Source organism: Desulforapulum autotrophicum HRM2, from assembly GCF_000020365.1.
GTDB lineage: Bacteria > Desulfobacterota > Desulfobacteria > Desulfobacterales > Desulfobacteraceae > Desulforapulum > Desulforapulum autotrophicum.
Map to the genome: position 1 here is coordinate 2,353,745 of NC_012108.1, position 12,132 is coordinate 2,365,876.

Consider the following 12,132-nt stretch of genomic DNA (forward strand, 5'->3'; position numbering starts at 1 on the left):
GTTCAGGGGCCATCAGAACCACCCTGACTGCCGTTTCCCGGGCAGGTGTTGAAAAAAACGGTAATACTGCTTTTAGATGTTTAATGCAGCTAACTATTTTCAAAAGGAGATTTCTGAATGAAACGAATGTTAATTTCTGGTCTTTCCATCGTCGTGTCCCTGGTCTTTTTTCTTGGAATGCAAGTGACTGAAGTTGCGGCAAAAACAACCTTTGTAACCATTGGAACCGGCGGTATAACAGGGGTTTATTACCCAACAGGCGGTGCCATTTCAAAGATCGTGAACAAGAAGAGAAAAGAGTACGGAATTCGCTGCACCGTCGAATCCACGGGCGGGTCTGTGTTTAACGTCAATGCCGTCATGGCAGGCGATCTTGAGTTCGGCGTGGTTCAGTCGGACCGTCAATACCAGGCCGTCCATGGAACAAAAATGTCCGAGTGGGACGGGAAACCCCAGGCCGACCTAAGGGCCGTTTTCAGCATTCATCCTGAATCGTGCACCCTGGTTGCAGCCGTTGATGCCAACATCAAGAGTATTCAGGACCTCAAGGGCAAACGGGTCAATATTGGAAATCCCGGTTCTGGCCACAGGCAGAACGCCATTGACGCCTTGACAGCCGTGGGCATTGACTGGGAAAAGGATATTATTGCAGAAGGGATCAAGGCCGCAGAGGCTGCAGGTCTTCTCCAGGATGAGCGGATCGATGCGTTCTTCTATACCGTGGGTCATCCCAATGGCTCGTTCAAGGAAGCCACGGCAGGTGTCAGAAAAGTCACCTTTGTTCCCATCGAAGGCCCGGGCATTGATGCCCTGATTAAAAGACTTCCCTACTATGCCACGGCCATGGTTCCGGTTGTTGAAAATTATCCTGCAGCAGTCAATGATTCAGACATTAAAACTTTTGGCGTTAAAGCCACCCTGGTTACCTCAGCTAAGGTTCCCGATGATGTGGTCTACGCCATTACAAAGGAGGTGTTTGAAAATTTTGAAGATTTCAAAAAACTCCATCCTGCCTACAAGGTGCTGACCAAACAGAACATGCTTGAAGGTCTTTCTGCCCCCATCCATCCGGGAGCCATGCGCTACTACAAGGAGGCGGGACTAAAGTAAAAGGTGAATCCCATGAATGCCGTTGAGGAATACCACCAGGATGAAGCGGGCCAGAATCTGGCCCAGAAACTTGCCGATGAGGAGGCAGGCATTGGTCGACGGGTAAAGGGACCTTTACGTTTTCTCATTCCCGGAATTGCCGTGGTCTGGAGTCTGTTCCAGCTCTCCATTGCCAGTTGGCTGATTCTGGATACGATTTTTATCCGGGCCATCCATCTTGCCTTTGCCCTGACCATCGTGTTTCTTAACTTTCCATTTTTTAAAGAACGCCATTTTGGTCTTGGTTTTTTGTCGGCCAAGCGCCGTATTCCCGTGTTGGATTTTATGGTGGCAACCGTTGCCTGTGTTTCAGCACTTTATATCATGCTCGATTATACAGGCATCACCCAGCGTTACGGGCTTCCCATCGGACGGGATATTGTCTTTGGCATGACATTGACCATTCTTCTTCTTGAGGGAGCAAGACGGGTGATCGGTCCGGCCCTTCCCGTCATTGCCATCTGTTTTATTGGTTACTCGTTCCTTGGGCCCTACATGCCGGATCTCATTGCCTTTAAGGGGACTTCTCTTAGCCGGTTTGTCGGTCAGATGACCATGTCTTCCGAAGGCATCTACGGCATCCCTTTGGACGTGTCCGCCACCATTGTGTTTCTCTTTGTGCTCTTTGGTGCCATGCTCGACAAGGCCGGGGGAGGTAAATATTTTATCCGGCTGTCCTTGAGTCTGCTTGGGGGCTTCAAGGGTGGCCCTGCAAAGGCCGCCATCATGGGTAGCGGCCTTACGGGTATGGTGTCAGGTTCAAGTATTGCCAACATCGTTACCACCGGCACATTCACCATACCCATGATGAAAAAAGTGGGGTACCCCGCCACAAAGGCCGCAGCCGTGGAAGTGGCTGCAAGCACCGACGGACAGCTGGCCCCGCCCATTATGGGGGCTGCAGCGTTCATCATTGCAGAGTATGTCAACGTTCCCTATATTGAGGTGGTCAAGGCTGCTGCAGTGCCTGCCTTTGCCTCCTATGCGGCCCTTTTTTACATTTCCCACATCGAAGCATCAAAGCTTGGCATCCAGGGGTTGCCCAGAAAGGAACTTCCGCCGTTCATGGAAACCCTTTTAAGCGGGGTTCATTTCTTGATTCCCCTGTTGATGCTGCTCTATGAGTTGATCGTCAAGCGGCATTCCCCTGAATTATCTGCCTTTAACGCCATCTGGGTGATGGCCCTGATCATGGTCATCCAGGAGCCGTTCAAGGCATGGCGAAACAAACAACCCCTGGTCCCTGCCTTCAGGCAGAGCATTGTCAATATCTTTTCAGCCCTTGCATCGGGGGGCAGGAACATGGTGTCCGTGGCCCTTGCAACGGCTGCCGCAGGAATTATTGTGGGTGTTGTGGCCCTGGGGCTTGGCGGCCTGATCACCCAGGTGATCGATGTGCTGTCCATGGGCAATATTTTCCTCATGCTCGTAATCACGGCTTTAGCCAGCCTCATTATCGGCATGGGGCTTCCCACCACGGCCACTTATATTGTTATGGCATCGTTAACGGCGCCTGCCATTGTTATGATCGGTGGGGCCAATGATTTTATCGTCCCATTGATGTCGGCCCATCTGTTCTGCTTCTACTTTGGTATCCTGGCCGATGATACGCCCCCTGTGGGGCTTGCGGCCTATGCCGCTGCGGCCATTGCAAAATCGCCGCCCATTGCCACGGGTATCCAGGGGTTCATGTACGACATCAGAACCGCTATTCTTCCCTTTATGTTTATTTTTAACGCCGACCTGATACTGCACAACATCACCTCCTGGCCCCAGGGAATTCTGATATTTTCCATGGCCTGCTTTGGCAATTTTGCCTTTGCTTCGGCCACCCAGGGCTGGTTTATCGCCAAGAACCGCTTCTATGAGGTGCCGCTTTTTCTTGGGGTGACCTTCATGCTCATGCGGCCCGACGCCGTGGCCCCATTACTTGGTATCCCCCATGATCAGCGGTATTGGGTCTACCCCATGGGCATGGCCCTGTTTGGTCTTCTCTTTCTCATGCAGAGACCGAGAATGCCGGTACAAAACAGCATGACGGCAAAGGAGGCCTTTGGGAATAAATTATGAAAATCATAAAGAAAATATTGACCCCCCTTGCCATGACCGAATTTTCCCGGGAGATTTTTGACTGCGCCGCAGACGTTGCCCTGAAGTACGATTCTGATATTCTAGTGCTGAGCGTCATCAATTCAAGGGATATAGAATCCATTGCAGGGGTTGCAGCCATGGGATATGACGTTGATGAAAATCAATATATCGAAACGGTCAAGCAAGAGCGGAAAGCCCTGATGAACCAGATTGTCGACAATAACGGTTTTCCTTCAAAACGTGTGAAAATTCTTTTCAGGATCGGCCATCCTGCAGACGAGATCATCCACACCATTGTTCGGGAATCCCCGGATTTGGTGGTCATGGGTACCCGGGGGAGATCCAGCCTTAAAAGCACAATTGTCGGGGATGTTGCCAAGCAGGTTTTTCAGCATTCGCCTGTGCCTATTTTCTCCTACAGGGGAGAAGCGTGCAGAAAAAGACTCCTAAAGCGGATTCACATGGATTGAGTCAACAACCCCTGAGCTAAAGACTCGGGGGTTGTTTCGCCGGTAAACTAAAGCGCCTCCAGTCTCACCACGGGATTGGATTTGAGATACTCCAGCCGGTTGAGTCCGTTGATGTAGGCAAGGGCACTTGCGGTGATGATGTCAGGGTCCGATCCCTTTCCAAGGGCAACGATACCACCCTCTGAAAGGCGTACCGTTACTTCGCCCTGGGAATCTGTTCCCTCGGTAAGTGCGCTCACGGTAAAACGGAGCAGTTCGGATTTGGTACCGGTCAGTCGGGAGATGGTATTGAACACAGAGTCAATGGGTCCGTTGCCTTCTGTGGCACCCTTAACCAGGCGGTCGTTGATGGTTAGATGAACGCTGGCATGGGGGCAGACGGTGGTGCCGCTTGAAACATGGAGATATTTGAGACAGAATACCTCTGATCCCCTTAAAACCCCTTCGTTCACAAGTGCGTCAATATCCTCATCAAGGATGCTCTTTTTCCTGTCAGCCAAATGCTTGAATTTTTCAAACACAATGTTGAGTTCTTCCTCGGACAGGTTATACCCCTTTTCTGAAATATGGGCGTAAAGGGCGTGACGGCCTGAATGTTTGCCAAGGACCAGGCTGTTTTTATTGACCCCAACGGTTTCAGGCTTCATGATCTCGTAGGTCATGGGGTTTTTGAGCATTCCGTCCTGGTGGATGCCTGCCTCGTGGGCAAAGGCGTTGGCCCCCACAATGGCCCGGTTGGGTTGAATCATGATGCCGGTGATCATGCTCACAAGCCGGCTTGTGGGGTAGATCCTTGTGGTGTCAATGGAGGTCATCTCGTTAAAGAAGTTAGGCCGGGTGCCCAGGGACATGACCACCTCTTCAAGGGAGGTGTTGCCAGCCCTTTCACCAATGCCGTTGACAGTCACCTCTGCCTGGCGGGCACCTGCCCTTATGGCGGCAAGGGTATTTGCCGTGGCAAGCCCAAGGTCGTTGTGGCAGTGGACACTTAAAACAGCCCGGTCAATGTTGGGTGTGTTTTTCAACACATGGGTTACAAGGGCGGCAAACTCTTCGGGAACGGCATACCCAACGGTATCAGGCAGGTTGACCGTTGTTGCGCCTGCATCAATGACTGCCTCAAATACCTTGCAGAGAAAATCAGGATCGCTCCTGGAGCCGTCTTCTGCGGAAAATTCCACGTTGGGCGTCAACGATGCCGCATAGCGTACGGCATTGACGGCATTTTCCAGCACCTCCTCCCGAGTCATCTTGAGCTTATACTTAAGATGAATATCAGAGGTTGCAATAAAGGTGTGAATTCTCGGGAAGGCCGCATCCTTGATGGCATCCCAGGCCAGGGTAATGTCATCCTCTGAGGCCCGGCAGAGGCCTGCCACCTGGCATTTTTTGAGTTTTCGTGCAATGGCCTCAACGGCAACGAAATCTCCCTTGGAGGCTGCCGGAAAGCCTGCCTCGATCACATCCACCCCTAGAAGTTCAAGCTGAGTGGCAATGCGAAGTTTTTCCGCTGTGTTCATGCTTGCTCCGGGTGATTGCTCACCATCCCGGAGGGTGGTGTCGAAAATGACTACTTTGTTCTTCTGTTCCATGGCATCCTCTTTTTTAATTATATGAAACTTTTGTCAGACGCTATTATTGCGTTTTTATTTTGGTTGCCCCCCATTGGGGCAGGGTCGTTAAACTGAATTTTCCTTGTCAAGGGCAAGTTTATACTGGAAACTGTCGGCCAGGGCCTGCCAGCTTGCCTCGATGATATCCTCGCTTACGCCAATTGTGCTGAAAATATTATTTTCATCCCTTGACTCAATAAGAACCCGAACCTTGGAGTCAGTGGACCCGCTGCCCTCGATCACCCGGACCTTGAAGTCGATGAGGTGCATGTCGCTGATGGTCGGGTAAATCTTGGTCAGCGCTTTACGAAGGGCGTTGTCAAGGGCACTGACTGGACCATCTCCTTCTGCTGCTGTGATTTCAAAGGTGTCACCCACACGTATTTTGATGGTGGCATGGGCATAGCAGGGTTGGTCTCTGTTTTTTTCAATGGAAACCCGGAAGGATTCAAGTTCAAAGTGTGACTCATACTGTTCAGACAGTTTTTCCATGATGATTTTGAGGGACCCTTCGGCCACGTCAAACTGATACCCGTCTTCTTCAAGCTCCTTGATGGCTGAGATGATGTTCTGGCTGAAGGCGTCATCAGGGCCAAGATCAAGTCCCATCTCCTTTGCCTTGTACAGGACGTTGCTCTTTCCCGACTGTTCCGACACAAGAACCCTGCGCTTGTTGCCCACAAGGGAGGGGTCCATGTGCTCGTAGGCGCAGGATTGTTTCATCACGGCGCTTACATGGATTCCCCCCTTGTGGGTAAATGCGCTCTTTCCCACAAAGGGTCTTGAATTTAAAGGGGTCATGTTGGCGGTTTCACTGACAAACCTGGACAGGGGCAGTAATTTTTTCAGGTTTTCCGGACTAACACAGGGACTATCCATTTTAAGGGCAAGGATTGGGATGATGGAAGTGAGATCTGCATTGCCGCATCGTTCTCCATAACCGTTGATTGTGCCCTGGACCATGCCGGCCCCGGCCCTGACGGCGGTTATGGCGTTGGCAACGGCCATTCCGATGTCGTTGTGGGTGTGGATGCCTATCTGAACGGGAAAATCATAGGTCTGTTCCATGGTGGCAGTCACGGTTCGGGTGATTTTTTCTAATTCATGGGGCAGGGTGCCCCCGTTGGTGTCGCAGAGTACCAATGTCTTGCATCCACCTTTTATCGCAGCCTTTAATGTGGCAATCGCATAGTCGGGATCAGCAATGAACCCGTCAAAAAAATGTTCTGCATCGTAGATCACTTCACGTTTTTCCCCAATGAGGAAAACAATGCTCTCTTCGATCATGGCAAGGTTTTCTTCGGCGGTGTTGTTCATGATCTTTTCCACATGGAGATTCCAACTTTTTCCAAATATGGTGACAACCGGTGCACCGCATTTGACCAGGGCCTGGAGATTGCGGTCCTCCCGGGCCCGGGTGTTTGCCCTGCGCGTTGAACCAAAGGCTGCAATTTTTGCGCATTTAAACTTGACATCCTTGATCAGGTCGAAAAAACGCACGGCACTGGGGTTGGAACCGGGCCATCCGCCTTCAATATAGTGGATACCCATATCATCGAGTTTCTGGGCTATTTTCACCTTTTCTTCCGGGGAAAAGCAGATATTTTCCCCCTGCATTCCGTCCCTCAAGGTGGTGTCATAAATTAGCACCTGTTTCATCTTTTTCTCCAGTTAATCGGGATCAGGCAATAAGGCTCGCCTGATCCCATTCTATATCCCGATCAGATTTTGGGCGACTGCAGCCATCAAATGGCACGGCCTGCACTTAACATCTCTGATTCGTGGATCTCTTTTAGTTCCTCTTCCAGTCGCTCCTGGTAGTCAGGGGCAGAGTGGGTTTTGAGGGTGATAGCTGTCCCCCTCAGGTTCGCTTTGTGGTCTTCTCCCTTGATAGGGCGATGGATCCTGTTCTTGCTGTTTCAATGATGCCCATGGGGGTCAAAAGATCCATGATGGCCATGAGTTTTTCCTCGTTGCCTGAGATTTCAATGGTGTAATAATCCTGGGCAACATCCACCACCCTGCACCTGAAGATATCCACAATTCTCAGGATTTCGGCCCTGTGTTCGGATTTCGCATGGACCTTGATCAGGGCAAGTTCTCTCTTGACATGTCGTTTTTCCGTAAGATCCACCACGGTGATGACATTGATCAGTTTGTGGAGTTGCTTGATGATCTGCTCGACGATGTGTTCATCCCCACTGGTCTCCATGGTGACCCTGGATGCCGTTGACTCCATGGTCTGGGCAACGGAAAGGGTGTCGATGTTGTAACCTCTGCCGCTGAACAGCCCTGCAATCCTTGAAAGGACACCGGGCTCGTTATCAACGAGAATGGATAAAATATGTTTTTTAATGGTCATGGTGAGTCCCTTTTGTTTGTTTTTTAGACCAGCAGCATTTCAGAGAGGGATTTACCCGCCGGAACCATGGGGTAGACCATCTCTTCACGCTCAACGATAAAATCCATGACCACCGTACCCTCCGTGGCAAGCCCCTGTTTCAGGGTCTCTCGTACCTCGGAAGGCTTTGAGGCCCTGAGGCCCGTTGCACCGTAGGCTTCGGCAAGTTTGACAAAATCCGGGGCACACTCCATGTTGGTGGAAGCGTAACGTTTGTCATAGAAAAGATCCTGCCACTGGCGAACCATGCCAAGGTAGCGGTTGTTGAGGATCACCACCTTTACCGGCAGTCTGGCCTCAAGGGAGGTGGTCATCTCCTGGATGTTCATCTGGATGCTGCCGTCGCCTGCAATATCGATGACCGTCTTGTCAGGACAGGCAGCCTTGGCACCAATGGCGGCAGGCAACCCGAACCCCATTACACCGAGACCGCCTGAGGTGATGAAATGATTGGGTCGGTCAAAGCCGTAATACTGGGCCGTCCACATCTGATTCTGGCCTACCTCAGTGGTGATGATGGCCTTGCCCTGGGTGAGTTCGTGGAGGGTTTCAATGACAAACTGGGGTTTGATGATTTCTTCGTTCTGGTTGTACCCCAGGGGCATGGTCGATTTCCAGTTTTCGATGGTTTCAATCCACTCGCTGCGTGCGTCAACCGAGGCTTGATCAATTTGTCGTTTCATCATCTGGTTGAGCAGGGCCAGGCTTTTTTTGCAATCGCCCACAATGGGACAGTCCACACTGACATTCTTGTGGATGGAGGTGGGATCTATGTCGATCTGAACGATTTTTGCCTTGGGTGCAAATTTTTCCAGGCGACCTGTGACCCGGTCGTCAAATCTTACACCGGCTGCGATCATAAGATCGCATTCGCCTATGCTCATGTTGGCCCGGAAGGTTCCGTGCATGCCGGGCATCCCAAGCCACAACGGATGGGAAGCCGGAAAAGTCCCCAGTCCCATGAGGGATGCGGTTACCGGGATGTTCGCCATTTTTGCAAGGTCTGTTATCTCTTCGGATGCCTTTGAAAGAACCACCCCGCCGCCTGAAAATATGATGGGTCGCTTTGCTTTGTTGATGAGCTGAACCACCTTGGCCAGCTGTTTTTTGTTGGGCGAGTAGGTCGGTCGGTAGGATTTGATATGAACCTCGGGTGGTTCTTCAAATTCTATGGTAGCGGTCATCACATCCTTGGGCAGATCCACAAGCACGGGTCCGGGGCGTCCTGACCTGGCAATGAAAAAGGCCTCTTTGATGATCCTGGCAAGGTTTTCGATTTTTTTCACAAGGTAGTTGTGCTTGGTGCAGGGCCGGGTGATCCCCACGATGTCAACCTCCTGAAAGGCGTCGTTGCCGATCAGGGACGAGTTGACCTGGCCTGTGAACACCACAATGGGAATGGAATCCATGTAGGCTGATGCAATGCCGGTGACGGCATTTGTAGCACCGGGTCCCGAGGTGACAAGTGCCACACCGATGTCGCCCTTTGCCCTGGAATAGGCGTCTGCCGCATGGATGGCTCCCTGCTCATGGCGAACAAGGATATGTCGCAAATCCGGGTTGCTGGCAAGCTCGTCATAGATGTCTATGACCGCCCCTCCGGGATAGCCGAAAATGGTATCAACCCCCTGGGATTTTATCATTTTGATCAGGATTTGAGCGCCTGTCAATTTCATCATCTTTCTCCTTGCATTGGGGTCTTTAATCTTTAAAAACAGCGCCGTTTCCTGCGGAGGTGACCTGTCTTGCATACCGGGCCAGATAGCCTGTTTTTATTTTGGGTTCAGGGCGTTTCCAAGCGCTCAGCCTCTGGTCGATGGTTGCTTGATCCACCATAAGGTCGATTTGTTTTGCAGGGATATCGATCTTGATTATATCTCCTTCTGTGACGGCGGCAAGGGTGCCACCCTCCATGGCTTCGGGTGAGAGGTGGCCAATGGATGCGCCTTTGGTTCCGCCCGAGAACCGTCCGTCTGTGATCAGGGCTACTTGTGCATCAAGGCCCATGCCTGCAATGGCAGAGGTGGGGGTGAGCATTTCCCGCATGCCCGGTCCGCCGGCAGGTCCCTCGTAAAGGATGACGATGACATCACCCTTTTGTATGGAGTTCGACATGATGGCTTCCGTTGCTGCCTCTTCTGAATGAAAAACCCTTGCAGGACCCTGGTGCTGGAGCATTTCAGGCTTCACAGCCGACTGCTTGACCACGCATCCTTCAGGGGCGATATTCCCGAAAAGAACGGCAAGTCCTCCCTGGGTATGGTAGGGGTTGTCCATGGGGCGTATAACCTCTCGGTCCTTAACTGGTGTGGCGGCAAGATTATCCTTTACTCGGTGTCCCGTTACCGTGAGGCATTCGCCGTTTAAAAGCCCTGCATCCAGCAGTTGACGCATTACGGCTGGAATTCCGCCGGCCCGGTTGAGATCCACAAGGTGGTCTTTTCCTCCAGGACTCAGCGAGCATAGATGGGGGGTTTTTCTGCTGATTTCGTTGATGAGATCAAGGTCGATGTCAACGCCTGCCTCATGGGCAATGGCCTTGAGATGGAGCACCGTGTTCGTTGAACAGCCAAGGGCCATGTCAACGGCCAGTGCGTTTCTGAATGCCTCTGGAGTGAGGATATTCAGGGGGGTGATATCCTTATTATATAGTTCCATCACACGCATGCCTGCCTGTTTGGCAAGGCGGATTCTTTCGGACATGGGGGCAGGAATGGTTCCATTGCCTGGAAGGCCAATACCGATGGCCTCGGTCAGGCAGTTCATGGAGTTGGCCGTGAACATCCCGGCGCATGATCCGCAGGTGGGGCAGGCGGCATCCTCGATCCGGGTGAGTTCAGATTCGGTCATGGTGCCTTTGTTCACGGCACCCACTGCCTCAAATACCGAGATGAGGTCGATTTTCTTGGAACCGCCTCCGGGGGTGATGCCTGGCAGCATGGGGCCGCCGCTCATGATAATGGCCGGAATGTTGAGCCGTGCTGCTGCCATGATCATTCCTGGAACAATTTTGTCACAATTAGGTACCATGACAATGGCGTCAAATGGATGGGCCATTGCCGTGACCTCTATGGAGTCTGCAATGAGTTCCCTGCTGGCAAGGGAGTAGTGCATGCCCTTGTGGTTCATGGCAATGCCGTCGCACACCCCAATGGTGGAAAATTCCATGGGGGTTCCGCCTGCCATGGTGATGCCGGCCTTCACGGCCTTTACAATGGTGTCAAGGTGCATGTGGCCGGGGATAAGTTCATTGGCTGAGTTGGCAATGCCCACCAGGGGGCGTTGGATCTCTTCGTCAGTAAATCCCACGGCCTTCATGAGGCTTCGGTGGGGTGCCCGTGCAATTCCTTTTTTGGCTGTATCGCTTCTCATATCCCGTCTCCGTTAAATGAAAAAAGCCGTTATCAGCTCTGGGCTGATAACGGCTTTTAAATATCTTATTTTAACTATGCCAGCCTCAGCCCTTCCTCTGGAAGGTGATAATAATCACCTCCACGACGACTGATAGTAGCACGCTAATAATAAGGTTTTTCTTCATCTCTTGTCGCTAAATCCTAATCTTAAAATTTTGTTAAATTTAATAATCTGCAAATCTTAACGATAGTCTTTCAGGTTGTCAAGGAGAAAATCGTTGATAACAAATTATTCCCCCTTGTCTGGCATCTGGTTGATGGTCGCAGCCATGAATCCAGCGCCAAATCCATTGTCGATATTAACCACGGCAACGTTGGACGAACAGGAGTTGAGCATGCCCAAGAGAGCTGTCATGCCCCCAAAACTTGTTCCATAACCCACGCTTGTGGGAACGGCTATCACCGGGGCACGGACCATGCCTGCCACAACACTTGGAAGGGCGCCTTCCATTCCGGCCACAACAACCAGAACTGAAGCCGCCTGTATCTGGCGTCCATGGGCAAAGAGCCGGTGGATTCCCGCAACCCCCACGTCAAAGATGGAGTTAACCCGGTTGCCCATGGCTTTTGCAGTGATCATGGCCTCTTTTGCGACGGGAATGTCTGAAGTCCCGGCCGTGATGACCAGGATTTCACCCTTTGACCTGATCTGGGGTTCCCGTGTTTTTAACAGTAGTATCCTTGCAGCTTCATCATACTCGGCTTCCTGGAAAATGGCTCTGACCTGGTCTGCTTTTTGCCGGTCCATGCGTGTGATCAGGATGATTTCTTCGTTTTTTGCCATGGCCTGCATGATGCCGATGATCTGTTCGGCGGTTTTGCCCTGGCCAAAGATCACCTCTGGAAACCCCTTACGCAAGGACCTGTGGTGGTCGATGTGGGCGTAGTCTATGCTTTCAAAGGCCAAGTCCTTGAGCGCAGTTTCGGCTTGTTCCGGGGACAGAACTCCCTTTGCCACTTGGTCGAGCATTTCTTTGAGTCGTTGTTGATTCATG

Annotated in this window: 9 protein-coding genes; 3 read left to right on the forward strand and 6 right to left on the reverse strand. The window is 51.6% G+C overall.

Translation table 11 applies throughout. The features are described from left to right. The first annotated feature begins 117 nt into the window (after positions 1 to 117). The 3 genes from HRM2_RS10360 to HRM2_RS10370 are packed head-to-tail and all read left to right on the forward strand — an operon-like array spanning position 118 to position 3,710. Complete coding sequence (locus HRM2_RS10360) at positions 118 to 1,110, forward strand: TAXI family TRAP transporter solute-binding subunit (RefSeq protein ID WP_015903962.1); 993 nt, start codon at positions 118 to 120, stop codon at positions 1,108 to 1,110. A 12-nt stretch (positions 1,111 to 1,122) separates the two neighbouring features. Further along, positions 1,123 to 3,219 carry a TRAP transporter permease gene (locus HRM2_RS10365; protein ID WP_015903963.1) on the forward strand — a complete coding sequence of 699 codons (2,097 nt, stop codon included), beginning with the start codon at positions 1,123 to 1,125 and terminating at the stop codon, positions 3,217 to 3,219. Beyond that, entirely contained in the window at positions 3,216 to 3,710 is a 495-nt protein-coding gene (locus tag HRM2_RS10370) for a universal stress protein (protein WP_015903964.1), read from the forward strand. The genes HRM2_RS10365 and HRM2_RS10370 overlap by 4 nt, the downstream gene beginning before the upstream one ends. Before the next feature lie 47 nt (positions 3,711 to 3,757). Here the strand turns inward: HRM2_RS10370 and HRM2_RS10375 are convergent, their stop codons facing one another. From HRM2_RS10375 to larB, 6 genes are all read right to left on the reverse strand, one after another. Then, a complete protein-coding gene (locus HRM2_RS10375; RefSeq protein WP_015903965.1) occupies positions 3,758 to 5,302 on the reverse strand; it encodes a 2-isopropylmalate synthase in 1,545 nt (514 codons plus the stop codon). 87 nt (positions 5,303 to 5,389) lie between these two features. After that, positions 5,390 to 6,982, reverse strand: coding sequence for a citramalate synthase (cimA, locus tag HRM2_RS10380; protein WP_015903966.1), 1,593 nt, complete (start codon positions 6,980 to 6,982; stop codon positions 5,390 to 5,392). A gap of 202 nt (positions 6,983 to 7,184) precedes the next feature. Beyond that, positions 7,185 to 7,685 carry an acetolactate synthase small subunit gene (gene ilvN / locus HRM2_RS10385; RefSeq protein ID WP_015903967.1) on the reverse strand — a complete coding sequence of 167 codons (501 nt, stop codon included), beginning with the start codon at positions 7,683 to 7,685 and terminating at the stop codon, positions 7,185 to 7,187. A gap of 23 nt (positions 7,686 to 7,708) precedes the next feature. Then, the gene (gene ilvB, locus HRM2_RS10390) at positions 7,709 to 9,400 is read right to left on the reverse strand and encodes a biosynthetic-type acetolactate synthase large subunit (RefSeq protein ID WP_041273197.1); all 1,692 of its coding nucleotides are present in this window, start codon (positions 9,398 to 9,400) and stop codon (positions 7,709 to 7,711) included. Between the two features lie 25 nt (positions 9,401 to 9,425). Next, complete coding sequence (gene ilvD, locus HRM2_RS10395; protein WP_015903969.1) at positions 9,426 to 11,096, reverse strand: dihydroxy-acid dehydratase; 1,671 nt, start codon at positions 11,094 to 11,096, stop codon at positions 9,426 to 9,428. Between the two features lie 270 nt (positions 11,097 to 11,366). Next, positions 11,367 to 12,131, reverse strand: a complete 765-nt coding sequence (larB, locus tag HRM2_RS10400) for a nickel pincer cofactor biosynthesis protein LarB (protein WP_015903970.1) — start codon at positions 12,129 to 12,131, stop codon at positions 11,367 to 11,369. Between the last annotated feature and the right edge of the window lies 1 nt (position 12,132).

Excerpts from the sequence above, each read along its gene's own strand:
- ilvN (WP_015903967.1), bottom strand. The coding sequence starts at position 7,685 with ATGACCATTAAAAAACATATTTTATCCATTCTCGTTGATAACGAGCCC.
- HRM2_RS10375 (WP_015903965.1), bottom strand. The coding sequence starts at position 5,302 with ATGGAACAGAAGAACAAAGTAGTCATTTTCGACACCACCCTCCGGGAT.
- ilvD (WP_015903969.1), bottom strand. The coding sequence starts at position 11,096 with ATGAGAAGCGATACAGCCAAAAAAGGAATTGCACGGGCACCCCACCGA.
- HRM2_RS10365 (WP_015903963.1), top strand. The coding sequence starts at position 1,123 with ATGAATGCCGTTGAGGAATACCACCAGGATGAAGCGGGCCAGAATCTG.
- HRM2_RS10370 (WP_015903964.1), top strand. The coding sequence starts at position 3,216 with ATGAAAATCATAAAGAAAATATTGACCCCCCTTGCCATGACCGAATTT.
- HRM2_RS10360 (WP_015903962.1), top strand. The coding sequence starts at position 118 with ATGAAACGAATGTTAATTTCTGGTCTTTCCATCGTCGTGTCCCTGGTC.
- larB (WP_015903970.1), bottom strand. The coding sequence starts at position 12,131 with ATGAATCAACAACGACTCAAAGAAATGCTCGACCAAGTGGCAAAGGGA.
- ilvB (WP_041273197.1), bottom strand. The coding sequence starts at position 9,400 with ATGAAATTGACAGGCGCTCAAATCCTGATCAAAATGATAAAATCCCAG.
- cimA (WP_015903966.1), bottom strand. The coding sequence starts at position 6,982 with ATGAAACAGGTGCTAATTTATGACACCACCTTGAGGGACGGAATGCAG.